Source organism: Leisingera sp., from assembly GCF_982940295.1.
In genome coordinates this window covers 95,944-122,140 of sequence record NZ_CEYXRG010000015.1, presented here as the reverse complement: position 1 = coordinate 122,140, position 26,197 = coordinate 95,944, and the positions used below count along the sequence as shown (strand labels likewise).

The following is a 26,197-nucleotide window of genomic DNA, read 5'->3' as shown; positions in this document are numbered from 1 at the left end:
CTTGGCCTGACGGCCAATTCACCCCCGGGATATTTTCAGCCAGATGAACAAGGGAAAGGCCCCGCAATGCGGGGCCTTTTATGTTCAGCCGCCAGTGGCTGACAATCAGGTTGGGGACATTCCGCGCAGGCGCTCGGAGCGGCGGCGCAGCATCTCGACCGTGGTCAGAAGCGCGATAGAGATGACCACCAGAATCGTCGCCACCGCCAAGATGGTGGGCGAGATCTGCTCACGCAGGCCGATGAACATCTGCCACGGCAGTGTCTTCTGGCCGGCGGAGCCGACGAAGAGCACCACCACCACCTCGTCGAAGGAGGTGATGAAGGCAAACAAGCCGCCGGAGATCACGCCCGGCAGGATCAGCGGCATCTGCACCCGGAAGAAGGTGGTGACAGGCCCGGCACCCATGTTGGCGGCCGCGCGGGTGAGCGAGCGGTCGAAGCCCACCAGGGTCGCGGTCACGGTGATGATCACGAAGGGGATGCCCAGTGCCGCATGCGCCAGCACCACGCCGAAGTAGGTGCCCTGCAGGCCGATCCGGCTGTAGAAGAAGTACATGCCCGCGGCCGAGATGATCAGCGGAACGATCATCGGCGAGATCAGGATCGCCATGATTGCGCGGCGGAACGGCACATGCGGCTGGCTGAGGCCAATTGCCGCCAGGGTACCGAAACCCACCGACAGCAGCGTCGCCATCGGCGCGATCTTCACCGAGTTCCACAGCGCCTGCTGCCAGTCGTCATTGGTGAAGAAGTCACGGTAGTGCTTGAGCGAATAGCCTTCAGGGTCGAAGCGCAGCATTTCCGGGGTGAAGGTGAAGAAGTCCTGTGCGTTGAAGCTGAGCGGCATCACCACCAGGATCGGCGTGATCAGGAAGACGAAGATCACCCCGCAGATCACCCGGAAGGTATAGTGCCACAGCACCTGGCCCGGAGTGAGGTACGGCGCCAGGTGGGCGCGGTAGCGCGAGGTGGCGATCCAGAACACGAACCAGCCGGCGAACCAGCCGAACAGCGCGCCGATCACCGCGGCGACGAGGCCGCCAAGAACGAAGCCTGCCGCTGCGAAGACCGCAATGAGCAGCCAGCGCAGCGGGGTTTCCTTGTCCGTCATGCCGGCAAAGACAAAGCCGATCACGCCCAGCAGTGCCGCGCCGATCAGCACCCCCAGCAGGCCGGAGCCCTGGGCGGTGCCGACGAAGAGGCCGAAGAAGGCCCCCGCGGCGGCGGCCGTGGCTGCAGTGAAGCCGGGGGTTTGGTTTTCAACAGGTGTCAAAGCCATTTCGGTTATCCCAGTTTCACGTTGTCGATGCCGACGATCTTGTCATAGGCCCAGTATAGCCCCAGGACGATCACCAGCAGGATGGTGCCAAGCGCGGCCGCGAGACCCCAGTTAAGCGACTGCGAGATGTGGAAGGCGATCCGGTTGGAGATGAAGACACCCTTGGTGCCGCCGACCAGTTCCGGCGTGATGTAGTAGCCGATGGCCAGGATGAAGACGAGGATCGAGCCCGCGCCAATGCCCGGAACCGACTGCGGGAAATAGACCCGCCAGAAGGCCGTCCAGTTGGTGGCGCCCAGCGATTTCGCCGCCCGCAGGTAGGAGGGGTTGATGGTTTGCATCACCGAATACATCGGCAGGATCATGAACGGCAGCAGGATGTGGGTCATTGCCACGATGGTGCCGAACTGGTTGTTGATCATCACCAGCCGGTCGCTGTCACTGACCAGACCCAGCCAGACCAGCGTGTCGTTGATCACGCCTTGCTGCTGCAGCATCACCTTCCAGGCAGAGGTCCGCACCAGAAGCGAAGTCCAGAACGGCAGCAGCACCAGGATCATCAAGAGGTTCGCAGTACGCGACGGCAGGTTGGCGAGGATCCAGGCCACCGGGTAGCCGAGCACGATGCAGCTGCAGGTGATTGCCAGCGACATGATCAGTGTGCGCATGAACAGGGTGCCGTAAATGCGCTCGTCCTCGGGGCGCAATTCCGGGCCGTCCGGGCTTTTCTGCAGGTCGGCGGCGTTCAGGAAGTAGCCATTGGTGTATTTGCCCGCATAAGTCTTGAGCGTGCGCCAGACCTCCGGATCGGCCCAGTCCTTGTCCATTTTGACAAAGGCGTCGCGGGCGGATTCGGTTTCCATCTGGCCGGATTCGATCAGTGCCGCGGCGTCTTGCAGCAGGCGCTGCGCGTCGCCGCTGAAAGCCTGCGCCGCCTGCGGGTTGGCCGCCAGGTCGGAATGCAGGGCCATGTAGACCGGTGCCCAGGGCTCTTCCTCGGTCGGGCTGTCGTTATCCTCTTCCTGGATGGTGCGCGCAAACCTCAGATAAGCGTCGCTGGCCTTGGGCAGCGCCTCGCGGGCGGTTTCCGACAGCTGGAAGGGCGGTTCAGCCTCGCCGTCCGCGCGGCTGGCCAGCCAGTCCGGGTCGGCAAACACCGATACGAAGGTCTGCGGCTCTTCCCAGGCGGGATCGAGGGTTTCAAATTGCTTCAGGTAACCCTCGCCCACGTCATCGACGCGGCGGCCCGCCTTGCGGAACAGCGAGGAGATGCCCGGTGTTTCATAGTTCAGGCGGGTGCCGACGCGGGTGTGCTGTTTGCGCTCGGCGGCCACGACCAGGTCGTAAGCAAGTGCCTCATAAACCGCGTCAGGGGGCGTTTCGCCGCTGTCGGCGTCCCAGTCCTGCACCGCCACCACGGTCTGCGGAAGGGTGTCCTGCACGATGCGGTTCTCGACCGAGCGGAACAGCATATCCGCGATCGGGAGAATAAAGGTCAGCAGGACAAAGAGCAGAAGCGGCGCAATCAGCAGCAGCGCGCGGATCTTCTGCATCCGGAGGGCCCGGGCGAGGCTGCGCTTTAGCGGCGTGCCGTCGGCGGCCAATACCGGACCGGATTGGGTGATGTCACTCATGGGGTTCCCCGTCGGGTCTTTTATTTTGTGGGGCGGGGGCCAGCGCATGGCGGCCCCCGCCGGGCCTCTCATCAGGAGGTCAGATTACTTGGCCAGCCAAGCCTGGAACTTGGCGTCCAGATCATCGCGGTTGTCGGCCCACCATTCGTAGTCATAGGTGTGGACGTTGCCCGCGTTTGCCGGATCGGTCGGCATGTGCGGCGCCATGTCGATGCCCAGTTCGGCGTGCTTGCCGACCAGCGGTGCCGAGGAGGCGCGCGCCGGGCCATAGGAGATGTAGGCGGCCTGGTCAGCCAGACGCTGGGTGTCGGTGGCGAACTTCAGGAAGTCCATCACGCGCGCCTTGCGGTCTGCGGGCAGGCCTGCCGGGATCACCCAGCCGTCGAGGTCAAAGGACTGCATGTCCCAGAGCATGCCGATCGGCTGGTTCTGCTCGGCGATTGCCGAGAACAGGCGGCCGTTGAAGGTCGAGCCCATCACCACTTCGCCATCGGCCAGCAGCTGCGGGGTTTCGGCGCCCGCGGTCCACCAGACCACCTGGTCCTTGATGGTGTCGAGCTTGGCTAGCGCCTGGTCAACACCTTCGTCGGTGCCCAGCACGTCATAGATCTCGTCCTTGGCGACGCCGTCGCAGTACAGCGCCCATTCCATGTTGTCGATCGGACGTTTCTGCAGCGAGCGCTTGCCCGGGTACTTTTCGGTGTCGAAAATCGCGCAGACCGAGTCCGGCTGGTCGATCAGGTCGGTGCGGTAGCCGAAGGTGGTCGAATAGACGATCTGCGGCACGAAGCAATCGCTGACGATCAGGTCGCCGAAATCTTCGGACGCCGGGGTGCCGTCGGGTGCAGCAGCCAGAACTTCGTCATGGTCGATTTCTTCCGCCAGGCCTTCGTCGCACAGGCGCATGGAGTCGGAGGCCACGGCATCCACCAGATCCCAGGTCACGTTGCCGGCTTCGTTCATAGCGCGGATTTTGGCCACGGCCTCGGCCGAGCTTTCATCCCAGATGATTTTCACGTCGGGGTTCTGTGCCAGGTAGGGCTCGACGTAGGCCTTGTGCTGGCTGGCCTGGTAGGCACCGCCCCAGGACACCAAAGTCAGCTCATTGGCCATTTCCTCGGCAAAGGCCGAAGGGGCGCAAAGGGCAGTGGTCACCGCCAGTGCAGACATTTTGCTGAGTTTCATAGAGAGTCTCTCCTTGTTGAAATTCACAGATGTGAAGCCCCCGATCGTTATTCTGCCGGGGGTTCGGCGCGCGCGGATCAGGCGTCCAGCGCGCGGCAGTCTTCCGGCAGCCAGCCGATTTCGATCTGCTGACCGGGCTGCAGCCGGATTTGGTCCGGGGCGTTCCGGGTCTTGATGATGAATTCATCATTGCCGGCCACCCGCAGACGGGTGCGGAAGATGTCGCCCATATAAATGAACTCCAGCACTTCCGCCTTCAGTGTGTGGACGCCTGCCTGCAGGCGGTCCTTGTTGTATTCCACCCGTTCCGGGCGGATCGAGACGCGGGTGCGCTCACCCGGCTGGGACACGTTGACCGGCTTGCAGTCGATCAGCTCGCCATCGTCCAGCTGGACCAGCGCAATACCGTTTTTGATTTCCTTGACGGTGCCCTCGAGCGTGTTGTTTTCGCCGATGAACTGGGCAACGAAGCTGTTTTCCGGGCTTTCGTACAGCTGGTCCGGCGGCGCGATCTGCTGGATGCGGCCGTCATCGAACACGGCGACCCGGTCCGACATCGTCAGCGCCTCGGTCTGGTCGTGGGTCACATAGACCACGGTGATGCCCAGACGGTGCGCCAGGTGGGTGATTTCAAACTGCATCTTCTCGCGCAGCTGCTTGTCGAGCGCGCCAAGCGGTTCGTCCATCAGCACCAGCTCGGGCTCAAACACCAGTGCGCGGGCTAGGGCAATCCGCTGCTGCTGGCCGCCGGACAGCTGGGCCGGGCGGCGGCCGCCGAATGCGCCCATCTCCACCATGTCCAGTGCCCGCTTCACCTTCTCCTCGCGCTCGGACTTGCCCATGTTGCGGACTTCCAGCGGGAAGGAGAGGTTTTCCGCAATCGTCATATGCGGAAACAGGGCGTAGTTCTGGAACACCATGCCGATGCCGCGTTTGTGCGGCGGGATGTTGTTGATCGAGGTCCCGTCCAGACGGATGTCGCCATGAGTCGCGGTCTCAAACCCGGCCAGCATCATCAGGCAGGTGGTTTTCCCGGACCCCGACGGGCCAAGCATTGTCAGAAATTCGCCCTTGGGCATGGTGAGGTTGAGATCTTTGACAACGAGATTTTCGCCATCGTAGCTCTTTTGGACGCGTTCGAATTCAACGAACGCATCAACGTTTGACGCATCAGCCAAAGCAGGCTCCCCGTAGTTTTGTCATCCGGCAGATTTTCTCTGCGCTTGTTCGAAGTTAATCACACCAAAGCTATCAAGCGCTAGGTATGAAAAAAATATTCTTTCAATGGCGGAGGTACGAAATTCATACTTCGGCACCCTCCCGCTGCAGGTAAGAATATCCTTACGGAACCCTAGTCCCGTTCCGCAAGACAGGATCGGACCTTTTGCGACACCCTTCGGATATTTTGCGCCGCACCCTGCAATTCACCGGCCCAAAAACGACGCTTTTCAGACCCTCACCGAAGGAAACGGCCCGGCAGACAAGCTGCCGGGCCGTGATGAGTCGCTGACTGAACCGGCGCGGCCACGGCGCCAGGGAAGAGAATCAGGCGCTGTGCAGCAGGTCCTGCGCCTTCAGCTCGGCATAGCATTCATCCAGCGACTTGGTGGCACGCTCGATCAGCACGTCGATCTGCTCCGGCGTGATAACCAGCGGCGGCGAGATGATCATCCGGTCGCCCACGTGGCGCATCACCAGATTGTTGGCAAAACAGCGCTCGCGGCAGATGTAGCCGACAGTGCCCGCCTCTGATGCAAACGCGGCGCGGGCTTCCTTGTTCGGCGTCAGGGCTATGGAGCCCATCATGCCGACGATCTTGGCTTCACCGACCAGCGGGTGATCGGTCAGTGCTTCCCATTTCTGCTTGAGATACGGTGCCGCCACATCGCGCACGTGGCCGAGAATGTTCTCCTCTTCCAGGATGCGCAGGTTTTCCAGTGCCACAGCTGCAGCCACCGGGTGGCCGGAATAGGTGTAGCCGTGATTGAATTCATCACCCGCGATCACGGAGGCGATCTCGTCGCTGACGATGGAGCCGCCGATCGGCGCATAGCCGGAGCTGAGGCCCTTGGCGATGGTCATGATGTCGGGGCGGATGTTCAGGGTTTCGCTGCCGAACCAGTTGCCGGTGCGCCCGAAGCCGCAGATCACCTCATCCGCGATAAGCAAGATCTCGTACTTGTCACAGATGCGCTGAATTTCCGGCCAGTAGCTGTCCGGCGGTACGATAACGCCGCCAGCGCCCTGCACCGGCTCGGCGATGAAGGCGGCGACGCGGTCTTCACCCAGCTCCAGAATCGCCTCTTCCAGTTCACGGGCGCGCTGCAGACCGAACTCTTCCGGCGGCATGTCTCCGCCTTCGGCCCACCAATTCGGCTGGTTGATGTGGTGGATGTCAGGGATCGGCATGCCGCCCTGTGCGTGCATGCCGCTCATCCCGCCCAGGGAGCCGCTGCCGACCGAGGAGCCGTGGTATGCATTCTTGCGGCTGATGATCACGGACTTAGACGGCTTGCCCTTCAGCGCCCAGTAATGGCGCACCATGCGGATGTTGGTGTCGTTGGCCTCGGAGCCGGACCCTGCAAAGAACACATTGTTCAAATCACCCGGTGCCAGCTCGGCGATTTTCGCCGCCAGGGCAATCGCCGGCACGTGTGTGGTCTGGAAAAAGGTGTTGTAATAGGGCAGCTCGCGCATCTGGCGGGCTGCGACCTCGGCCAGCTCCTCACGGCCATAGCCGATGTTGACGCACCACAGGCCAGCCATCGCATCGAGGATCTGATGGCCTTCGCTGTCGGTCAAATGCACGCCGTCTGCACGGGTAATGATGCGGGCGCCCTTCTGCGACAGTTCGCCGTTGGCGGTGAACGGGTGCATGTGATGGGCCGCGTCCAGCGCCTGCAGCTCGGCCGTCGGCATGTGGTTGGTGATCACGGTCATGAGACTCGCTCCTGAGAATAACTGATTGGCCCCAGAATATGATCAAATTCTCAAGTGTCAATCGAATCAGTTAGCGCCCTGCAGCCCCTGAACCACATGCTCCATTCCTTCATAGACATCCCGCTCCATCGCCAGAGCAGCCATTTCCGGGTCCTTCCGCCGCAGCGCGTCGAGGATGTCCTTGTGCCGGTCCGGAAAGCTCTGAGTTCCAAGCCGCCCGCTGACAACCCGCAGAGAGGGGCCGAAGCGCAGCCACAGGCGATCGGCGATGTCGCTGAGAATTGGCGCATTGGCATGCGCATAGAGCGCTGTGTGAAAGCTGTAGTTTTGCACAAGATAGCCCGCGACATCACCAGTTGCGATGGCCTTGTCGAGCGCATTGTCGATTGCCGCCAACTCCTCGATATCCGCCGGGCAGACTTGCTGTGTGGCACGGCGTGCGAGTTCGCATTCTATTGTTTTTCTGGCAAAAATAAGCTCTTCCAGATCTTCGGGCCCCAGCAGAGGCACTGACACGCGGCGGTTGCCCTGGAACATCAGCGCCCCGTCCGAGATCAGCCGCCGGATCGCCTCGCGCACCGGGGTCATTCCCGCCTCCAGCGTCTCCACCAGGCCTTGGATCGTCACCGCCTGGCCGGGCACCAGTTCGCCGAACAGAATTTGCGCCCTGAGCTTTTGATAAACGATCTCATGCGCGGGCAGTTTCGCCGGGTTTTCCTGCGCCGTTGCGGGTGGCGAAGTCGTCTCTGTCACCTGGGGGTTTCCTCCTCGATTTTGGCCAGCTTGCACCATCCTGAGCCAAGTGAAAACATAAAGAGTATTGCCGAACGCGGCAAAACTTGATCAAATCCATTTACAGCCGGACCCTGAAGCCGGCACCACAGGGAGAAATTCATGACACTGAAAACGATGACCATGACCGCCGTCATTGCCCTCGGCTCGGCTGCCGCAGCCGCGGCGGAAGAGGTTCGCGTCTACAATTGGTCCGATTACATTGATGAAAGCCTGCTGGAAAAGTTCGAAGCCGAAACCGGCATCGACCTGATCTACGACGTCTTTGACAGCAACGAGGTTCTGGAGACCAAAATGCTGGCGGGCGGCTCAGGCTATGACGTGGTGGTGCCGACGGGCTCTTTCCTCGCACGCCAGATCCAAGCCGGCGCGTTCCAGAAGCTGGACATGTCCAAGCTGACCAACAAGGGCAACATGTGGGACGCGATCGAGGAGCGCACCGCGCGCTATGATCCCGGCAACGAGTTTTCAATCAACTACATGTGGGGCACGACTGGCATCGGCGTGAATACCGCCAAGGTCAAGGAAGTGCTGGGCGAGGACGCCCCCATCGACTCGCTGGAGCTGGTGTTCAACCCGGAAAACATGGAAAAGCTGGCAAGCTGCGGCGTGCATTTCCTGGATGCCCCTGACGAGATGATCCCGGCAGCCCTGAAGTATATTGGCGAAGACCCCAACAGCATGGATGCTGACGTTGTGGCAAAAGCCGAGCCAGTCCTGATGGCCGTACGCCCCTATGTCACCAAGTTCCACAGCTCCGAATACATCAACGCCTTGGCCAATGGCGATATTTGCGTGGCCTTCGGCTGGTCCGGAGACATCCTGCAGGCGCGTGACCGCGCGGACGAAGCGGATAACGGTGTAGAGATCGAATTCAACGCCCCCAAAGAAGGCGCGCTGATGTGGTTCGACCAAATGGCGATCCCGGTCGATGCCCCGAACCCCGAGGGCGCGCACAAGTTCCTGAACTTCATCATGGATGCACAGAACATGGCGGCGGCGTCCAACTATGTCTATTACGCCAACGGCAACAAGGCGTCCCAGGAGCTGTTGGAAGAGGATGTGATCGGCGATCCGGCGATCTACCCCAATGAAGAAACCGTCAAGAACCTGTACATCAAGGAAGGCTACCCGCCGAAGGTTCAGCGCAAGGCCACCCGCATGTGGACCAAGGTCAAATCCGGCACCTGATCTGCCGCACATGACCCGCGGGGCGCGCATATACCGCCCCGCAAACCCTGACGCGCCTGGTTTCCCTCGCGCGGCCCACCAATACATCCGCGCGACACTTCGCAGAAGAGGCCCGGCTTGACTGCTTCCGTATTCGAACCCTGGAACGATCCTGAGGCTAAGCCCCTGATCCACTTCCAGAACGTCACCAAACGATTTGGTGAGTTCACTGCCATCGACAATCTGACCATCGACATCTACGAGCGGGAGTTCTACGCGCTTCTGGGACCGTCAGGCTGCGGCAAGACCACGCTGATGCGGATGCTGGCCGGCTTTGAAACGCCGACCGAGGGGAAGATTTTCCTGGCGGGTCAGGATATTGCCCCGGTGCCCCCCAACAAGCGCGCCGTGAACATGATGTTTCAGTCCTATGCGCTGTTCCCGCATCTGTCGATCTGGGAGAACATCGCCTTTGGTCTGAAGCGCGAGGGGATGCCCAAGCACGATATCAACGACCGGGTCGAGGAGATGCTGCGGCTGACACGGCTGGAAAAATTCGCCCGCCGCAAACCGCATCAGATCTCCGGAGGCCAGCGGCAGCGGGTGGCGCTGGCGCGGTCGCTGGCGAAGGCGCCGAAGCTGCTGCTGCTGGACGAGCCGTTGGGCGCGCTCGACAAGAAGCTGCGCCAGGACACTCAGTTTGAACTGATGGACATTCAGGAAAAGACCGGTACCACCTTTGTGATCGTGACCCACGACCAGGAAGAGGCGATGACGGTTGCTTCCCGCGTGGCGGTTATGGATCACGGCAAGATTGTTCAGGTGGCCACGCCGGACCGGATCTATGAAACGCCGAACTCGGTCTATGTCGCTGACTTCATTGGCGATGTGAACCTGATCGAAGGCACCGCCAAGCCCAATGGCGGCGGCACCTATGCAATGTCTTGGCACGAAGGCCAGCCGCCGCTGAACGTGCAGTCAGCCAATGGGTTTTCCGACGGCCAGAAATGCCATCTGGCGATCCGGCCGGAGAAGGTCTCGATCAGCGCTGAGAAGCCGGCCGCGGCGGACAATGCTGTGCAGGGCCGCATCCTCGACATCGCTTATCTTGGCAATATCTCCACTTATCACGTTGAGCTCCCGACCGGCGCGGTGATCAAGGCGCAGACTGCCAACACCCGCCGCATCGCCCGCCGCGATTTCACCTGGGAAGACACTGTCTGGCTGTCCTGGACCGCCACGGCAGGCGTTCTGCTGGCAGAATGATGCGCCGTTTTGTTCTGATCGCCATCCCCTATGTCTGGCTTCTGGCGCTGTTCCTGGTGCCATTTGCCATCGTCCTGAAAATCTCACTGTCGGACGCGGCGGTTGCCCGTCCGCCTTACTTCCCGCAGTTCGATTGGGCCGAAGGGATTGCCGCCTTCCTCGCAGAACTCGATTTCGAGAATTTCGTCTGGCTGACCGAGGATGACCTCTACTGGAAGGCGTACCTCAGCTCCCTGAAGATCGCGGCGGTTTCTACCTTCTTCACCTTGCTGGCGGGGTATCCGATTGCGTACGGCATGGCGCGGGCGCCAGAGGAATGGCGGCCAACGCTGATGATGCTGGTGATCCTGCCGTTCTGGACGTCCTTCCTGATCCGCGTCTACGCATGGATGGGTATTCTGTCCAACGAAGGTTTCCTCAACCAGCTCCTGATGTGGACCGGGGTGATTTCTGAGCCGCTGACGATCCTCAACACCAACTCCGCAGTTTATATCGGTATCGTCTACACCTACCTGCCGTTCATGATCCTGCCAGTCTATTCGGCGCTTGAAAGGCTGGACGGTTCGCTGATCGAAGCCGCCGAGGACCTCGGCTGCTCGCGCTTCACCGCCTTTTGGCTGGTGACGGTGCCGTTGTCGAAAAACGGCATCATCGCCGGCAGTTTCCTGGTGTTCATCCCGGTTCTGGGTGAGTTCGTGATCCCGTCGCTTCTGGGCGGTTCGGACACGCTGATGATCGGCAAAGTGCTGTGGGAAGAGTTCTTCTCCAACCGAGACTGGCCGGTGGCGTCCGCCGTGGCAGTGGTTCTGCTGCTGCTGCTCATCATTCCGATCGTGCTGTTCCAGCGCAATCAGCAGAAACAGCAGGAGGCAGAGCAATGAACCGTATGAGCTGGTTTAACGCCGTATCGCTGACTCTAGGGTTTGCCTTCCTCTACATCCCGATGGTGATTCTGGTCATCTTCAGCTTCAACGAAAGCAAGCTGGTTACCGTCTGGGCCGGATTCTCAACCAAATGGTATGGCGAGCTGCTGCAGAACGAGGCGTTCCTGAATGCGGCTTGGGTGACCATCAAGGTGGCCGTGTTCTCCTCCACCATGGCAACCGTGCTGGGCACCATTGCAGCCTACGTCCTGGTGCGCGGCGGGCGGTTCATGGGTCGGACGCTGTTTTCCGGCATGATCTATGCGCCGCTGGTGATGCCCGAAGTGATCACCGGCCTGTCGCTGCTCCTTTTGTTCATCGGCATCGGCCTGGACCGCGGCGTGTTCACCATCGTCCTGGCCCATACCACATTCTCAATGTGCTATGTCTCGGTGGTGGTGTCCTCCCGCCTGGTGAGCTTTGACCGCTCGCTGGAGGAAGCTGCGCTGGATCTCGGCTGCTCTCCGGCAGAGGCCTTCCGCCTGGTGACCCTGCCGATCATTGCCCCTGCAGTGATTTCCGGCTGGCTCTTGGCCTTCACCCTGTCGCTTGATGATCTGGTGATTGCCTCCTTCACCTCCGGCCCCTCGGCGACCACCCTGCCGATCAAGATCTTCTCTGCCGTGCGTCTGGGCGTCAGCCCTGAGATCAACGCGCTGTCGACGATCATGATCAGCATCGTCACTATCGGCGTCATCACTGCCTCGCTGGTAACCAAGCACCAGGTGGCGCGTCAGAAACGGGAGGAACAGGCCGCGGTGCGCGCCTGATGCGCAGGATCTTCTCGGATTACGCCTATGGTCCCGGCCCGCGCAGCAACTGCTGGTGGGACGAGACCATCGCAGCACCAGACTGGCCGGTGCTGCAGGGGGAGGGGTCCGCCGATGTGGCGATCATCGGCGGCGGCTTTACCGGTGTGTCAGCGGCCCTGCATCTGGCGGAAAGCGGCTTGTCCGTCGCGGTGCTGGAGGCTGAAACTCCCGGCTGGGGCGCCTCTGGCCGCAACGGCGGGTTCTGCTGTCTTGGCGGGTCCAAACTCTCCGGCTCTGCCATGCGCCGCCTGTTTGGAAAACCGGCTGCAGATACCTATGACGCCGGCGAAGAAGCTGCCGTGCATCTGGTGCGGGAGCTGCTGCAGACCCATGGCATAGATGCCGACACGCATTCGGACGGGGAAACCCAGCTGGCGCACAGCGAAAAGGCCGCACGCGGCCTGCGGGCACAGGCCGAAACCATGCGCGCGTCTGGAGATGAGCCTGGTTTTCTGGCCCGGGACCAGCTGGCGGAGAACGGCCTGAACGGCAATTTCCATGCCGCGCTGACAACGCCGGTTGGCTTTGCCCTGAATCCTCGCAAATACCTTTTCGGCTTGGCAAAGGCCGCGCAACGTGCCGGGACGCACCTCTACCAGCGCAGCGCTGCCCTGTCGGTTCGGGAGGACCGCGGCGAATACCAAATAGTGACTAGCCAAGGCGTTTTGCGGGCAGCCAAGGTCATTATCGCCACCAATGGCTACTCCTCCGAGGACCTGCCCGGCTGGCTGGCCGGGCGTTACATGCCTGCGCAGTCAACTGTCATGGTGACCCGTCCGCTGACGGAGGCCGAGCTGCAGGCGCAGGGCTGGGTCTCGCATCAGATGGCCTATGACACCCGCAACCTGCTGCATTATTTCCGGCTGATGCCGGACCGGCGTTTCCTGTTCGGAATGCGCGGCGGACTGCTGGCCTCGCCCCGGGCCGAGGCCGCGATCCGGCGCAATCTGCGGCGGGATTTCGAGGCTATGTTCCCGGCGTGGCATGCTGTGGAAACCACCCATTGCTGGTCCGGCATGGTCTGCCTGTCCCGAAATCTGGTTCCCTACGTCGGGCCGGTTCCAGAAATGCCGGGCATGTATGCGGGCCTTTGCTATCACGGCAACGGTGTTGCCATGGGCAGCTATGCCGGGCGGTTGCTGAGCGATCTGGTGCAAGGACGGACGCCGGACCTGCCCTATTCCCCCGTGATGCAGAAAATGGCCCGCTTCCCCTTGGGCCGTGCCCGCAGGGTCCTGATGCCACCTGCCTATGCGCTGCTTGGCCTGATGGACTGAAGCGCCGCGCGCTCCAGCTCATACGCCTGCCGGTCCCTTCCGCCGCCGCGTTCGGCCCGCCACAGGCAGTAGGCCGCCATACGCCAATGGAACCAGGGTTTCAGCGCCAGAACCCGGCCGGCAATCCGCGGATCCGGGTAGGCCTCAAGAAAGCTGTCCTCCTCCGCCTTCGACAAGGGCGCCCCCCGATACATCAGCTGCATGGCGGGTGACAGGAACAGTGCAAGATCCTCCGCCGGATCACCGATCTGCGGGCATTGCCAGTCGATCAGCGTCAGCGTGCCGTCATGCGCCAGCAGGTTGCCAGGCACCGGGTCGCCGTGGATCAGCACCGGCTGCGGCAGCGGCGGAACCTGCCCCAGAGGTCGCAATTCCGCGAGCTGATCCCGGTCCCGGCAGTTTTTCAGAATCTCAACGGTCTGGATCTCGAGCGCCGCGCTGCCGTTCACGCCCTGCGGTAACCCTGGCGGCGGCGCCAGATCGTGCAGACGCCCCAGCAGTTGCGCAACATGGCCTGTATCCTGCTGCCAGGGGCTGCCGTTGACATGGGCATAGCCCAGCCACCTGCGTCCTTCGAAAACACCAGACTGCACCAGCGGCGGCACCATCCCGGTTCCCGACAGTGCCGTCAGCACCGCGATTTCCCGTGCCGGGTCATTGGCGAACAACGGGTTGCTGCCATCCGCCGCGAAAAGCTTGATCACCAGCCCGCCGGCCCGCCAGACATGGTTCGAACGCCCCCCGGCCAGACGCCGGGGGGCGGGAACATGCAGGCCCGTTGCGGACAAATGCGCAAAGAAGCGGGCTTCGAACGTGTCAGGAAGCGGTTGCAGGGCGGTCTCCGGTGTTATGCCGCCCTGTTCTTAGCCAGTTTTATTGCCTGCGGATACTGCCGGATCACCCTTGCGGATCGCGAAGAGCGCTGACCGAAGACGCCAGGACCACAGAACCGCCTTCGGTAATCAGGCCCACATCGCCGCCCTGCATCCGGGTTTCGTTCACCTTGAAATAGATCTCGGCATATTCCTGCAGAATGAGTTCGTCGTCCTTCCTGCTTTCGATGACGAACTTGTATTCCCCTGTCTCCAGCGGGTTGCCATCGTCATCCAGCCCCTTCCACTGGTACGGCTCGGCCGAAACCGGCAGAGTGACACGCTGTACCTCGGTGCCGTTGGCGTCCTCTACGACCAAAGTCACCGAATCAGCGGCAGCAGCCGGATTGGGCGCAATGGTGATCTCATTGCTGCCGTCGAAATAGCCCGGAGCCACGCCCCGCGCCTCCATCCCGACCCAGCCGGACAGCGCGGCCATGTTGGCCAGACCAAGCTGGGATTGCAGCCCTTCCAGCAAGGTGTTGCTCTTGGTCTGCTGTTCGACCATCGAGAACTGCGCCAGCTGGGCGGCGTATTCGGTCGAATCGAGCGGCTCCAGCGGATCCTGATTGGTCGCCTGTGCCGTCAGCATTTTCACGAAGGTTTCAAAATCGGACGTCAGCCCGGAGGTCTGCTGGGAAGCCGCCGGCTGAAGGGTGGATTGTGCTGCGGTGCTGCCCGCGGAAGTGACTGCTGTTGTCATGTGATCAGACCCTCATATCCACGCCGGTTTCACCCAGCCGGAGGTTTTGCGTAATAGTGGCGGCGCCATCCGACGCGTCGGCGCTGTTCGTTCCTGCGCCACCAGCAGTTGAACCGGTGCCGCCATCGGCGTCATCCGCGGACTGGCCGCCTGTTTGGCCGCCGCTGAATTCAAAGGAGATGTCGTCATAGCCCATGCGGCGGAATTCCTCCGCCAGTTCATGGATATGCCGGCGCATCAGGTCGCCGGTCTCCGGACGCTCGGTTTGAATGATCATCGTGATGCCCGTCTCGCTAGCCACCACGCGCATTTTCACGTGGCCCAGTTCCTGCGGGTTCAGCGAAACTTCAACTTTCTGCTCGCCTTTGGCCGCAAAAGCCTCAGCCAGCTGCGCCGCTACCATGCGCGGCGTCTCCGGCCGGTGAACCGTGCCTGTGCCGATGGAGGCCTCCGTGAGCAATTGCGTCAGCCCCGGAACCTCACCGGACAGTCCAAACGCGCCTGGCGCCAGGTCCTCGGACCCGGACAGCAGTTCCGTACCAAGCGAAGCGGTGCCGAGCCCGCCGGCCATCAGCGGTTGAAGAATGGCAGTGGCCGGCTGGAGCGGCTGCGGCGCTGTCATAGCCGGGGCTGAGCGGATTTCTCCGCCCTTGAACGCGCCGGAAGTCAACCTGCCGCTCTCAGCCGCCTCAGCATCCGAAGGGGCTTCGCTGGTAATCACCGCTGATTCTGTTTCAGCTTTCAGCCCGGCCGCCTTTGGCGCAGTTTGACCAGCTGCAGCTGCCTGCATGATGCCTGGCGCACCTGGCATGCCCGAATTTACCGATCCGTCAGGCCGTGCGGACGTTTGCTGGCCTTCTGCCTGCAGGACTTGAGATTTGATATCCGCAGTTGCGAAGACAGGATGTGCCTGAGCCGCCGCTCCGGCTGTTCCTCCCTGTGCGGGGGCTACGCTGGATTGCTGCCCCCCAGCTTGGGGTTGAGCGTGAGCAATACCAACTGCTTTGACCGGCGCTTCCAGGGGAACGCGGGCGGTACCAGCAGCCTCTGTTGCTCCCTCGACCCGCGGATTCGCAGAGGTGATACTGCGCTCAGCTGCATTGCTGCCAAGGACAGCTTCCGCCTGAAATGATCCAGAAGCCTGGGCTTGAGCGGATCCTTCGTTTGTCACGATCCGGCCACCGTTTTCAGCCGCCTGGTTTTCTCCCAGTGCGGAACTGCCTGCCGGTTTTGCCCCCGCAGATACGGATGCGGAAAGCTGTGCCTCATCACTGTGTCCGCCAGACAAACGCCCGGCGCCAGAGGGAAGATCAACCCTGCCTGGGTGTTCACCGCCTTCTGCGTCAGCTGCGGAGGCAGGGCGAGCTTGCCCATCCTCATCAGGACCGATGGCAGGCCGCTCCACGACATTCGCAACCGGGGCTTCTGAAGCATCAACGTCCGCAGTACCCGCCGCCGGATCTTCCTCCGCTCCGGTTTCGGAATGCCCGGCTTCGGTCTTTGGAAGTTCCGCCGCCGCCTCATCCAATTCGGCTTCAGACCCTTTTGAGCGGGCGGTGTCTGATTCGGCTTTGGCGCTCGTCTCAGCCGGCTCGCCCTTGCCTGGAACGGTTTCACCAGCCTCGCTTTCACGCCCTGGCTGGGACGCAACATGATCGGCAAAGCTATTGGAATTGGTAGATTTTCTGGATGACTCCCCGGTCGCGGCCGGCGTCTTGCCAACAGAACCGGCTTCAAAGCCAAGGATTGAATTCATCATCATGATTGTCTTCCGGACATTCTATCTCGACCCGGACAGACTTATCCCAAAGCGGTTACGGCAATTTTAACCGGTTCCGGCGCAGTTTTAGAAAATCGATGAAATTCGACGTTAAACCGGAGAACCGGACATGCCAGATATACTGCCCACCCCGCTGCAGACTGCATCTGCAGCTTCCAAAGCACGGCCTGCAGCCAGCGATCCGCTGCGAGAGGCTGCTATCGAGCTGGAAGCCTCCTTTCTTGCGCAAATGCTGAAATCCGCAGGCCTTGGCGAATCCCGCGAAGGGTTTGGCGGCGGCGCAGGCGAAGACCAGTTTTCCAGCTTTCTCATCCGCGAACAAGCCAATCAGATCGCCCGCTCCGGCGGCATCGGTCTGGCCGAATCGCTTTATCACGCATTGAAGGAGACCCAAGGTGAGTGACTCGAAACCGCAAAAGCTCATTGATGAGCTGGATCAAATCCTCGACCGCGAACGCGCCGCATTGATGGCAGGAGAGCTGCCCAAACTGGAAGAGCTCCTCGCCAAGAAGGAAAAGGTGATCGGCAAGCTGAATTCCGTTTCAGAACTGGAACGCGAGTCTCTGGCGCAGGTTCAGACCAAGGTAACCCGCAATCAGCAGCTCTTGGACAGCGCGATGGACGGTATCCGGTCGGTTGCCGCCCGCATGGCCGAACTGCGCCGAATCCGAAAAGGTCTGGACGTTTATGACCAGGCCGGACGCAGGAACCGCTATGGCACGCGCGGCGGAGCAAAGCTGGAAAAACGTGCCTGATGCAATTTTGGGAAAATTCTAAAAAACCAAATGCCGGTATTAGCACTCCCTTAGCAACTCCTGCGCCAAAGTCGCTTTGCACCTCATGAGGGGTGGCGCGGAAGCCGGACGGCGGAACGCACAGTCAGAAAGACGTCAATCAACGCCCCGCCGGGGCACAGAATACCGGGGCTAAAGCGCCCCACAGCTAAAGGAAAAAGCTATGACCAGCATTCTGACCAACAACGGCGCAATGGTTGCTTTGCAGACTCTGAAGACTGTGAACAACAATCTGGAAGAAACCCAAAACCAGATCTCGACCGGTAAAGAAGTCGGCAGCGCTAAGGACAATTCGGCTGTTTGGGCGATCTCCAAGTCGATGGAATCGGACATCCAGGCGTATGAAGCCGTGGGTGATGCGCTCGACTTTGGTGAAGCCACTGTGGCTGTTGCCTCCTCCGGCATGGAGCAGATCGTCGAAACCCTGAAGGAAATGCGTGAGCTGGTGGTGTCCGGCGTTTCCGAGAACGTGGACCACGGCAAGATCGAAGGCGACCTGGCGAAGAAGCGCGAACAGATCGACTCCATCATCTCGTCCGCGTCCTTCAACGGCGCCAACCTGCTGGACACTTCCGGTGCAACGCAGCTGAATGTTCTGGGCGGCCTGGATCCGGCCAACGATATCATTCAGGTCAATCACATTGACGCTGCCACCAGCATCTCCGGCGCTATGGGTAACACCCTCAACGCGACCAACGCCACTACCATTATGGCTGAGATCGAGACTGCGCTGACCTTTGCGATCGACAGCGCCGCTCAGCTGGGTGCGGATAGCAACCGTCTGTCCGACCAGAGCTCGTTTGTGTCCAAGCTGAACGACTCGCTGAAATCCGGCGTCAGCACCATGAGCGACACCAACATGGAAGAGGCGTCCGCCCGGTTGAAGGCCCTGCAGACCCAGCAGCAGCTGGCGGTGCAGTCGCTGACCATTGCGAACCAGGCGCCGTCCACCTTGCAGCAGCTGTTCCGTTAACAATCCTTACCGGGGCGCGCATAGCGCCCCGGTCTTCCCCTCTCAGAGAATCTGAAGAATAATACGTTAGGAAAACACGTGAATGCCCTTCTGAAGGCGAAGAGTGCCTATTCGGCGGCAAATGCCCCGACCCGGACAGCAAAAAACTTTGAATACGAAGTGGTTACCCGCGTTACCCGCCGGTTGATCACGGCTGCGCAGAAAGGCGGCGATGAGTTTAATGAACTTGCTCAGGCATTGAACGACAACCGCAAGCTTTGGTCGATTTTCACGGCGGATCTCGCAATGAAAAGCAACCCCTTGCCGGATGATCTCAAGCGGAATCTCTTCGAATTGGCGGAATTCACGAGACAACACACCAGCAAAGTGCTTCAGCGCAAGGCCAATGTGCGGCCCCTGGTGGAAATCAATACGGCCATCCTGCGTGGCCTCCGCAGCGGAGCTTCCTGAATATGAGCGGACTTGTCCTGAAACTCGCCCCCAAGGAGCGTGTCCTTGTAAATGGCGCGGTGATTGAGAACGGCGACCGCCGCAGCCGCCTGTCCATTGTAACCCCGGATGCCAACATCTTGCGCCTGCGCGATGCCATCCACCCCGAAGAGGCCAATACGCCGGTGCGCCGTGTATGTTATGCCGCGCAGCTTATCCTGTCCGGCGATGCCGACCCGGAGGAAGAGCGTCTGCCAATGCTGCGCCGGATCGAAGAGCTGAGCCAGGTCTTCACTGACCCCGACAGCCGCGCCTCTCTGGCAGAGGCAACTGACGCCCTCATCGGTAACAACCACTACCGGTGCCTGAAGGCGCTGCGCACGTTGCTGGCACGTGAAGACCGGCTGTTCGCGGTTCGCCCGTCCTGATCCTTGCAGCCCGTCCTGCCAGACACAGGTAATGCGGGCTGAAGCTTACCCCAGGCCACGTACGGCAAACAGTTCTCGATGTTCAAGCAGGATGCAAACCTGCCGCGCGTGTCCGATCGCGTTCTGAATAACATCGGCCATGTCCAAAGCGCCGGGGACCAGATCAGCGGTCCCCGGCGTTTTTGCTGCGTGCAAGGCAGGTTTGGCCTGAAAGGTGAAAACTCCTACGCAGCTTTAAGGATCAAATCTCTCCGGAGAGTGACGCTGCCTCTAAGCCAATGGCAAAGTGCATAATCTGTGCCCGTTCCGGACATCCCGCAACGGTGTTCGAATTGGCTCGGTACTGTAGATAAGAATTGACGAAGCCAAGCCAGTGCTCAATCCGGTCGTCACTAGCCAGGTGCAACACTGCCAAGCGGCCAGGAACGGGATCATCCGTAGCAGGCTGCAATGTGCGCCAGACGAGAATTATCCAGCCTAGGGGAAGTCAGCACGCAAAGAAATTGCAAAAAGATGAAACTTCATCTGTCAGCCCGCCTTGCGTGGACATTGCGAAAATGTGCCGGGGCCGCCGCCGAGACCGGGCTAAACCGGCTCCTGCCGGCGGTTGGGCATCTCTGGGGAAACGCCGCAAGCGCTACTCGAAACCGATGACACTGCCGAAGGTAGTGGTTCGGAGAGTATGAAGAGCTCGTCAAAGCCATTTCGATCCGGGAAAAGCCGTCGGCTTCGAGGAAAGCAATTCCTCAGCTTAAACAGCTTCTCCGCTACTGGCATGCTGGTCAGCCTGTCCCGCCATCTGAAAGCGACGCCACGGCAATGGCGCCAGACGCCGCTTTCATCAGGTTCCTTGAAACAAGAATTGGCCGTCAGCGCCCTGCCTTTGCGCGCCGCAGCAGCAGAAGCAGGCGATTGAAACTGCTGGTGATCCCCTCCGGGTCCTCGCGGCCAAAGAAGGCATCCAGTTCGGGCCAAAGCTTGACCGCCTGATCCAGCACAGCGTCGTTGCCTTCTGCGTAAAGCCCGGCCCGGATCATCACCTCGGATTGCTCATAGGCACCCAGGAATTTGCGCACCTGCTGGATTGCCTCGTTTTCATCCGGCGTGGCCGCGGCTGGCAGGCTTCGGGAGACCGAGCGAGAGACGTCGATCGCCGGGAACCGGCCGCGCTCGGCGATTTCCCGGCTCAGGACGATATGCCCGTCCAGCACCCCGCGCAGGATATCCGCGATCGGCTCGTCCATGTCGGAGCCCGCCACCAGAACGCTGAAAACGGCGGTGATATCGCCCTGACCCTCGCCGCCAGGGCCAGCGCGTTCGCACAATCCGGTGATCAGCGGAGTCACCGAGGGCGGGTAGCCGCGCAATGCAGGCGCCTCTCCCGAAGCGGCGGAGATTTCCCGGTGCGCCTCGGCAAAGCGGGTCACAGAGTCGGCCAGGAACAGCACATTCTTGCCCTGGTCGCGGAAGTGCTCCGCCACCGTCATGGCAGCCCAGGCACAGCGGCGCCGGACCAGTGCCGACTGATCGGAGGTTGCGGCCACCACCACGGCCCGGCGCATGCCTTCGGGACCCAGGACATCCTCGACAAAGTGATTCACTTCGCGGCCGCGCTCACCGATCAGAGCCATCACCACAACATCGGCTTCCATGTACCGCGCCAACTTGGCCAGGAGAGAGGATTTCCCCACCCCGGAACCTGCAAACAAGCCAACACGCTGGCCGCGCACAACCGGAAGAATCGTGTTCAGCAGTGCATGGCCAGTGGCCAGCCGCTCACCCATGGCCCGCCGTCCGGCGGCCTTGGGCGGCGGCGCCATCAGGTTCCTCGGAGCTGAGCCCGGCAGCATCGGGCGGCCGTCCAATGGCTCACCAAAGGGATCAATCACCCGGCCAATCCAGTGATCGCTGGGTGCGAACTCCGGCGAAGGATGCAGCAGAACCGCATCGCCGATTGCTGCGCCGTCGGGAGCCCGGTCAGGCAACATACTGATATTATTACCGCTAATCTTGAGAACTTCGCCGTGCAGCTCATCATTTGGGCCACGGCGCAGCACCAGCCGGTCACCGATCCTGGCAGCAGACGCCAGCCCGCTGACTTCGATCTCCCCGCCCGAGATTCCCGTCACCCGACCCATCTGCGTCGCCAGGTGCTTACTGGCGATTTGACGGGTCAGTGCTTGCAGCTCTGCTTTCATTGCGCGCTCTCCATTGGTGTCCTGAAAACAATTTCTAAAGGAATCGGGGTTAAGCCTTGATTGAAATCGATCAAGGGAGAAGCCCTGGTGTTCACAGAACTGAACGTATTCAAAATTGCCTATTCCATGGCAACCCATGCCGGCAAGCGCCAGGCATTGGTATCCCAGAATATCGCCAACGCCGATACGCCCGGTTACCAAGCCAAGGACATCAAGCCCTTCAAAGAAGTATTCGCAGCCGGTGCCCGCCCGAACAGCATGATCGCGTCCCGCGGCAGCCATTTGCACGGCACCGCCAGCAGCGGGATGGATTGGGCTGTTATTGCCGACGAAACCGGCAGCGATCCCAACGGCAATTCGGTGTCCGTGGAGACCGAGCTGCTGAAGGGCGTTGATACGGAACGCCAGCACAAGCGTGCCATGGCCATCTACAAGTCCTCCATGAATATCCTGCGCGCCAGCCTGGGCAAAACCTGAGGAGGCATGACAGATGAGTGAATTTTCCAAAGCCCTTTCCGTCACCGCCAGCGGTCTCAAGGCACAAGCCGCACGCCTGCGCCATGTGTCGGAAAACATCTCTAATGCCGACACGCCGGGGTACCGCCGCAAGGCAGTGCCGTTCGAATCGGTGCGCGAGCTGCAGACGGAGGTGGAACATGTACGCACCGGACGGGTCACCCTGGACCGCAGCGAGTTGGAGAAGGTCTACGATCCTTCGCATCCGCTGGCCGACGAGAGCGGGCATTTCGAAGGCTCAAACGTCGATCTGATGATCGAAGTTGCAGACGCCCGCGAAGCCCAGCGCAGCTATGAGGCGAACCTCAAGATGTTCGAGCAGACCCGCTCGATGTCGGCCTCGCTCATGGAACTTTTGAGACGTTAACTGAAATTTTTGGAGATCCAGAATGGATATTCGCAGCCTTTCCGCCGCTAGCGGCTATGCCGCAGCCCGCCCGGCCACCAAAGCCGATCCCACGCACGAAGGCAGTGGCGCCGGCGCCCATTTGAAGCAGAGTTTCGAGAACTTCGCAGCAACCTTGCAGAACAGTGAACAGGTCTCGGTGCAGGCAATGACCTCGCAGGCAGACCCGCATGCATTGGTGCAGGCACTGGCACAGACTGAACTGGCAGTCGAAACCGCGGTCACCGTGCGCAACAAGGTCGTTGAGGCCTATCAGGAAATCCTGAGGATGCCGGTCTAAGCCATGATGAGCGAAAGCCTCTTCTATGACACGCTGCGCCAAGCGCTGTGGGCCGCTGTCACCATGTCGACGCCAATCCTGGTCGTCGCGCTGGTGGTCGGTCTGGCCATCGGTCTGTTCCAGGCCCTTACGTCAGTGCAGGAAATGACGCTGACCTTTGTGCCTAAGCTGACAGCGATCCTGGTCGTGTTCTGGATGACTATGGGCTTCATGACCCAAACACTTGTGGCCTTCTTCGACGGCCACGTTGTTCCGATGATTGCCGGAGGCTCGTAATGGGAACCACAGGCTACACCACCATTTCACGCCAGTCGGGCCTGATGCGGGAAATGCGCGTCATTGCCAACAACATCGCCAACTCCGCCACGACCGGCTACCGCCAGGAAGGGCTGATCTTTTCAGAATTCGTGCAAACCTCACCCGGCGAACCATCGTTGTCGATGTCGCGCGCCAACATCTTCAACACCTCGATGCAGCAGGGCCAGCTGACCCAGACGGGCGGGACCTTCGATTTTGCCATAGAAGGAGACGGCTTTTTCATGGTCGAGACCCCGCAAGGGGAACGGCTGACCCGCTCCGGCGCCTTTTCCTCCAACGCCGCCGGCGATCTGGTGACAATGGACGGCTACCGGGTTCTGGATGCTGGCCGTGCGCCGGTCTTCGTGCCGCCGGATGCCGGCAAGATCGAAGTGGGTGCAGATGGATCGCTGAGCGCAAACGGACGCCTGCTGGGACAGTTAGGATTGTTCCAACCGGTTGAGAAGCACACGCTGGTGCGCGAGGACGGCGTGATGTTCCGTGTTGAGGGCGACATTGAGGAGAACTTCGACTCGAAAGTTCTGCAGGGCTTTCTGGAAGGATCCAACGTCAACGCGATTTCCGAAGTCAGCCGGATGATCGAAGTGCAGCGCGCCTATGAGATGGGCCAGAGCTTTCTGCAAGCGGAGGACGAACGCATCCGCAACGCCATCAAAAACCTGATCAAGTCCTAGGAGAATCCAGATGCGTGCCTTGAAGATCGCCGCGACCGGCATGAGCGCCCAGCAACTGCGGGTGGAGACCATCTCCAACAACCTCGCAAACATGAACACCACTGCCTACAACGCCCGCCGCGCAGAGTTCGCCGATCTGCACTACCAGCAGATCTCCCGCGCCGGAACCGTGAACGCGTCGGACGGAACCGTGCTGCCAACCGGCGTGCAGGTTGGCCTCGGTGTACGCCCCGCAGCTGTTTCGGTGCACCTGGCGCAGGGCGCGCTGCAGCAGACCAACAACGACCTGGATATTGCCATCGATGGCAAAGGCTACCTGGAGGTGACCCTGCCCTCCGGTCAATCCGCCTATACCCGCGACGGCGCGCTGAAACGCTCGGCCGAGGGGCTGATCGTAACCTCCGACGGTTTCGCCGTGTCGCCGGAAGTCACGATTCCAGACGACGCCACCAGCATTTCGATTAACGCCGAGGGCGAAGTCTACGGGTACTTCTCGGATTCTCCCGAAGGCCAGCTTCTGGGTCAGTTCACGCTGGCCGGGTTCACCAACCCCAAAGGGCTCGAGGCGATCGGCGGCAACCTGTTCACCGAAACCGAAGCCTCAGGCGCCGCCACTGTCTCCACCGCTGGTGAAGACGGGCTTGGCACCCTGCGCCAAGGGTATCTTGAGGGCAGCTCGGTGGATGCAGTGCGCGAGGTGACGGAGCTTATCGAAGCCCAGCGCGGTTATGAAATGAACGCCAAGGTCATCTCGGCTGTCGACCAGATGATGGGTGCAACCACACAGGTGCGCTGATGAAACTCGCTCTTGCCTGCCTCACTGCTGCCGCGCTGTGCGCGCCGCCCGCTTGGGCGGACTACCTGATCCCGCTGCGCACAATCCGCGCCAAGGAGATCGTGAACACCGAAGATCTGGCACTCAAGAAGGGCGAGATCCTGGGCGCACTGTCGGACCCCGCAGAGGTCGCAGGCATGGAAGCACGCGTCGCGCTTTATGCCGGACGGCCCTTGCGGCCCGGCGATATCGGCCCGCCGGCCATCATTGAACGTAACGACCTGGTCACCCTGATTTTCCGTCAGGGCGTGCTGACTATTGCCGCGGAGGGGCGTGCCTTGGGGCGCGGCGCCGCTGGCGAAGCCGTCCGGGTCATGAATCTCTCTTCCCGCACCACCGTCACCGGCCGGATCAAGCAAGACGGCTCCGTCGAGGTAAACTGATGACTATGAAACTTTCCCCCGTCAAACCACTGCTCTTCGGGCTGGCTCTCTTGGGCGCCTGCGGCCGGATGGACCACTTGGGCAAGCCGCCCAGCTTCACTCCCGCCAATGAAACGCCGGAACATGTGGCGATGCTCTACCAAGGATTGCCCGCACAAACCCAGAACCGGCGCACCGTCGACGGTTCATCCCTGTGGAGCGGTTCGCAGCAATCGCTGCTGGGCGACCGCCGCGCCATCAAGCGGGGCGACATCCTGACGGTTGTGATCGAAATCGACGAAGAAGCGGAGATCTCCAACGACACCCAGCGGTCGCGGTCGGGGTCCGAAAGCTTGAACATGCCGCAATTGCTGGGCCTGCCGCAGCGGCTGGACCGGAAACTCCCGGAAGGCGCAACCTCGGCAGACGCGGTGGAGCTGGGCAGCTCAAGTGCGGCCGGAGGCAAGGGATCCGTTAAACGCAGCGAAAAACTGGAGCTGCGGGTGGCGGCAACCGTCGTCGATGTTCTGCCCAACGGGGTTCTGGCGATCAGCGGCACCCAGGAGCTGCGGGTGAACTTCGAACTGCGCGAACTGCTGGTGACCGGTTATGTCCGGCCCCAGGACATCAGCCGTCAGAATGAAATCACTTATGACAAGATCGCTTCGGCACGAGTCTCTTATGGCGGCCGCGGCCAGATCACCGATGTTCAGCAGCCACGCTACGGCCAGCAGCTGCTTGACGCTGTCCTGCCATTCTGAGGGTTGCTATGCTGTCAAAACTCCTGCCAGTCATCCTGCTGATCCTCGGAACCGGAGGCGGCATCGGTGCCGGCATCCTGCTGATGCCCGCGCCGGAAGAAGAGCATGCTGCCGAGGCTGGCGCCACCGAAAAGCCCGCTGAAGAAGCCGAAGACGACGCCGCCGAAGAAAGCGAAGAAACCCAGCGCGAATACATCAAGATTACCAATCAGTTCGTCGTGCCAGTTGTGGAGCGCGACCAACTGACCTCGCTGGTGGTGCTGTCGTTGAGCCTGGAGGCCAAACAAGGCACTGACGAGAAAGTTCGCGCCTTGGAGCCGAAACTGCGCGATGTGTTCCTGCAAGTCCTCTTCGACCACGCCAACATGGGCGGCTTCCGTGGAGCGTTCACCCGGTCAGATGTGCTGGAGCCTCTACGCACCGCACTGCGGGAAGCCGCACAAAGGCATCTCGGTAAAAACGTCTATGATGTTCTGATTATGGAGATATCCCGGCAGGACGTCTGACCCCGGCTCTGTAGCTAAAAAAACGAAATGGCCGGCCTTTTTGGGGCCGGCCATTTTTTGTTTGCAAACGGAAAACCGGAGG

The 26,197-nt window shown here is 61.1% G+C and carries 29 protein-coding genes; 19 read left to right on the top strand and 10 right to left on the bottom strand.

Annotation, left to right across the window (positions count from 1 at the left end):
- Positions 1 to 105 precede the first annotated feature (105 nt).
- The 6 genes from AC4HIX_RS14595 to AC4HIX_RS14570 all read right to left on the bottom strand — a co-directional run bounded on the left by AC4HIX_RS14595 (position 106) and on the right by AC4HIX_RS14570 (position 7,793).
- Positions 106 to 1,281: an ABC transporter permease gene (locus AC4HIX_RS14595; RefSeq protein ID WP_490399475.1), complete on the bottom strand. Its 1,176-nt coding sequence runs from the start codon at positions 1,279 to 1,281 to the stop codon at positions 106 to 108.
- Positions 1,282 to 1,286: 5 nt separating this feature from the next.
- Entirely contained in the window at positions 1,287 to 2,915 is a 1,629-nt protein-coding gene (locus AC4HIX_RS14590; RefSeq protein ID WP_490399474.1) for an ABC transporter permease, read from the bottom strand.
- An 84-nt stretch (positions 2,916 to 2,999) separates the two neighbouring features.
- Complete coding sequence (locus tag AC4HIX_RS14585) at positions 3,000 to 4,100, bottom strand: extracellular solute-binding protein (protein WP_475048817.1); 1,101 nt, start codon at positions 4,098 to 4,100, stop codon at positions 3,000 to 3,002.
- Between the two features lie 77 nt (positions 4,101 to 4,177).
- Positions 4,178 to 5,278, bottom strand: coding sequence for an ABC transporter ATP-binding protein (locus AC4HIX_RS14580; RefSeq protein ID WP_475048814.1), 1,101 nt, complete (start codon positions 5,276 to 5,278; stop codon positions 4,178 to 4,180).
- A 367-nt stretch (positions 5,279 to 5,645) separates the two neighbouring features.
- Positions 5,646 to 7,040, bottom strand: coding sequence for an aspartate aminotransferase family protein (locus AC4HIX_RS14575; protein WP_475048812.1), 1,395 nt, complete (start codon positions 7,038 to 7,040; stop codon positions 5,646 to 5,648).
- A gap of 66 nt (positions 7,041 to 7,106) precedes the next feature.
- Complete coding sequence (locus AC4HIX_RS14570; RefSeq protein WP_475048809.1) at positions 7,107 to 7,793, bottom strand: GntR family transcriptional regulator; 687 nt, start codon at positions 7,791 to 7,793, stop codon at positions 7,107 to 7,109.
- 141 nt (positions 7,794 to 7,934) lie between these two features.
- Here AC4HIX_RS14570 and AC4HIX_RS14565 point away from each other — a divergent pair, with 141 nt between their 5' ends.
- The 5 genes from AC4HIX_RS14565 to AC4HIX_RS14545 all read left to right on the top strand — a co-directional run bounded on the left by AC4HIX_RS14565 (position 7,935) and on the right by AC4HIX_RS14545 (position 13,280).
- On the top strand, positions 7,935 to 9,023 hold the full coding sequence (locus AC4HIX_RS14565) for a polyamine ABC transporter substrate-binding protein (RefSeq protein WP_490399473.1): 1,089 nt from the start codon (positions 7,935 to 7,937) through the stop codon (positions 9,021 to 9,023).
- A 117-nt stretch (positions 9,024 to 9,140) separates the two neighbouring features.
- Positions 9,141 to 10,268 (top strand): ABC transporter ATP-binding protein, encoded by a 1,128-nt coding sequence (locus AC4HIX_RS14560; protein WP_490399472.1) that lies wholly within the window; start codon positions 9,141 to 9,143, stop codon positions 10,266 to 10,268.
- Positions 10,268 to 11,149: an ABC transporter permease subunit gene (locus AC4HIX_RS14555; protein ID WP_490399480.1), complete on the top strand. Its 882-nt coding sequence runs from the start codon at positions 10,268 to 10,270 to the stop codon at positions 11,147 to 11,149. Before AC4HIX_RS14560 ends, AC4HIX_RS14555 begins: the two co-directional genes overlap by 1 nt.
- Positions 11,146 to 11,961, top strand: coding sequence for an ABC transporter permease (locus AC4HIX_RS14550; protein ID WP_475048801.1), 816 nt, complete (start codon positions 11,146 to 11,148; stop codon positions 11,959 to 11,961). The genes AC4HIX_RS14555 and AC4HIX_RS14550 overlap by 4 nt, the downstream gene beginning before the upstream one ends.
- Positions 11,961 to 13,280, top strand: a complete 1,320-nt coding sequence (locus AC4HIX_RS14545) for an NAD(P)/FAD-dependent oxidoreductase (protein ID WP_490399471.1) — start codon at positions 11,961 to 11,963, stop codon at positions 13,278 to 13,280. Before AC4HIX_RS14550 ends, AC4HIX_RS14545 begins: the two co-directional genes overlap by 1 nt.
- Here AC4HIX_RS14545 and AC4HIX_RS14540 read toward each other — a convergent pair.
- The 3 genes from AC4HIX_RS14540 to fliK form a co-directional block, all read right to left on the bottom strand.
- Positions 13,253 to 14,029 carry a phosphotransferase gene (locus tag AC4HIX_RS14540; protein WP_490399479.1) on the bottom strand — a complete coding sequence of 259 codons (777 nt, stop codon included), beginning with the start codon at positions 14,027 to 14,029 and terminating at the stop codon, positions 13,253 to 13,255. The two genes, AC4HIX_RS14545 and AC4HIX_RS14540, sit on opposite strands and share 28 nt — an antisense overlap.
- Before the next feature lie 148 nt (positions 14,030 to 14,177).
- Positions 14,178 to 14,855, bottom strand: coding sequence for a flagellar hook capping FlgD N-terminal domain-containing protein (locus AC4HIX_RS14535; protein WP_490399470.1), 678 nt, complete (start codon positions 14,853 to 14,855; stop codon positions 14,178 to 14,180).
- 4 nt (positions 14,856 to 14,859) lie between these two features.
- The gene (fliK, locus tag AC4HIX_RS14530; RefSeq protein ID WP_490399469.1) at positions 14,860 to 16,617 is read right to left on the bottom strand and encodes a flagellar hook-length control protein FliK; all 1,758 of its coding nucleotides are present in this window, start codon (positions 16,615 to 16,617) and stop codon (positions 14,860 to 14,862) included.
- Positions 16,618 to 16,744: 127 nt separating this feature from the next.
- On the opposite strand from fliK, the gene AC4HIX_RS14525 reads away from it, so the two are divergent.
- The 5 genes from AC4HIX_RS14525 to flbT all read left to right on the top strand — a co-directional run bounded on the left by AC4HIX_RS14525 (position 16,745) and on the right by flbT (position 19,259).
- Positions 16,745 to 17,038, top strand: a complete 294-nt coding sequence (locus AC4HIX_RS14525) for a rod-binding protein (protein WP_490399468.1) — start codon at positions 16,745 to 16,747, stop codon at positions 17,036 to 17,038.
- Positions 17,031 to 17,390, top strand: coding sequence for a flagellar biosynthesis protein FlgN (locus AC4HIX_RS14520; RefSeq protein ID WP_475048789.1), 360 nt, complete (start codon positions 17,031 to 17,033; stop codon positions 17,388 to 17,390). The genes AC4HIX_RS14525 and AC4HIX_RS14520 overlap by 8 nt, the downstream gene beginning before the upstream one ends.
- A 202-nt stretch (positions 17,391 to 17,592) precedes the next feature.
- On the top strand, positions 17,593 to 18,402 hold the full coding sequence (locus AC4HIX_RS14515; RefSeq protein ID WP_490399467.1) for a flagellin: 810 nt from the start codon (positions 17,593 to 17,595) through the stop codon (positions 18,400 to 18,402).
- Positions 18,403 to 18,480: 78 nt separating this feature from the next.
- The gene (flaF, locus tag AC4HIX_RS14510) at positions 18,481 to 18,852 is read left to right on the top strand and encodes a flagellar biosynthesis regulator FlaF (RefSeq protein ID WP_475048783.1); all 372 of its coding nucleotides are present in this window, start codon (positions 18,481 to 18,483) and stop codon (positions 18,850 to 18,852) included.
- 2 nt (positions 18,853 to 18,854) lie between these two features.
- Positions 18,855 to 19,259, top strand: coding sequence for a flagellar biosynthesis repressor FlbT (gene flbT, locus AC4HIX_RS14505; RefSeq protein ID WP_027235787.1), 405 nt, complete (start codon positions 18,855 to 18,857; stop codon positions 19,257 to 19,259).
- 869 nt (positions 19,260 to 20,128) lie between these two features.
- On the opposite strand, the gene AC4HIX_RS14500 is transcribed toward flbT, so the two are convergent.
- Positions 20,129 to 21,457, bottom strand: coding sequence for a FliI/YscN family ATPase (locus tag AC4HIX_RS14500; protein WP_490399466.1), 1,329 nt, complete (start codon positions 21,455 to 21,457; stop codon positions 20,129 to 20,131).
- 87 nt (positions 21,458 to 21,544) lie between these two features.
- Here AC4HIX_RS14500 and AC4HIX_RS14495 point away from each other — a divergent pair, with 87 nt between their 5' ends.
- From AC4HIX_RS14495 to AC4HIX_RS14455, 9 genes are read left to right on the top strand one after another with little or no spacing between them, the layout of a single operon-like run.
- Positions 21,545 to 21,934 carry a FlgB family protein gene (locus tag AC4HIX_RS14495; protein ID WP_475053061.1) on the top strand — a complete coding sequence of 130 codons (390 nt, stop codon included), beginning with the start codon at positions 21,545 to 21,547 and terminating at the stop codon, positions 21,932 to 21,934.
- Positions 21,935 to 21,947: 13 nt separating this feature from the next.
- Positions 21,948 to 22,340, top strand: coding sequence for a flagellar basal body rod protein FlgC (flgC, locus tag AC4HIX_RS14490; protein ID WP_475048779.1), 393 nt, complete (start codon positions 21,948 to 21,950; stop codon positions 22,338 to 22,340).
- A 22-nt stretch (positions 22,341 to 22,362) separates the two neighbouring features.
- Entirely contained in the window at positions 22,363 to 22,659 is a 297-nt protein-coding gene (gene fliE / locus AC4HIX_RS14485; protein WP_475048777.1) for a flagellar hook-basal body complex protein FliE, read from the top strand.
- A gap of 3 nt (positions 22,660 to 22,662) precedes the next feature.
- Positions 22,663 to 22,935, top strand: coding sequence for a flagellar biosynthetic protein FliQ (locus AC4HIX_RS14480; RefSeq protein WP_475048774.1), 273 nt, complete (start codon positions 22,663 to 22,665; stop codon positions 22,933 to 22,935).
- On the top strand, positions 22,935 to 23,651 hold the full coding sequence (locus AC4HIX_RS14475) for a flagellar hook-basal body complex protein (protein ID WP_475048772.1): 717 nt from the start codon (positions 22,935 to 22,937) through the stop codon (positions 23,649 to 23,651). Before AC4HIX_RS14480 ends, AC4HIX_RS14475 begins: the two co-directional genes overlap by 1 nt.
- A gap of 10 nt (positions 23,652 to 23,661) precedes the next feature.
- Positions 23,662 to 24,447, top strand: coding sequence for a flagellar basal-body rod protein FlgG (gene flgG, locus AC4HIX_RS14470; protein WP_475048769.1), 786 nt, complete (start codon positions 23,662 to 23,664; stop codon positions 24,445 to 24,447).
- Positions 24,447 to 24,869 (top strand): flagellar basal body P-ring formation chaperone FlgA, encoded by a 423-nt coding sequence (flgA, locus tag AC4HIX_RS14465; RefSeq protein ID WP_490399465.1) that lies wholly within the window; start codon positions 24,447 to 24,449, stop codon positions 24,867 to 24,869. The genes flgG and flgA overlap by 1 nt, the downstream gene beginning before the upstream one ends.
- On the top strand, positions 24,869 to 25,609 hold the full coding sequence (flgH, locus tag AC4HIX_RS14460; protein WP_475048764.1) for a flagellar basal body L-ring protein FlgH: 741 nt from the start codon (positions 24,869 to 24,871) through the stop codon (positions 25,607 to 25,609). The genes flgA and flgH overlap by 1 nt, the downstream gene beginning before the upstream one ends.
- Before the next feature lie 8 nt (positions 25,610 to 25,617).
- On the top strand, positions 25,618 to 26,115 hold the full coding sequence (locus tag AC4HIX_RS14455; protein ID WP_490399464.1) for a flagellar basal body-associated protein FliL: 498 nt from the start codon (positions 25,618 to 25,620) through the stop codon (positions 26,113 to 26,115).
- Positions 26,116 to 26,197 lie beyond the last annotated feature (82 nt).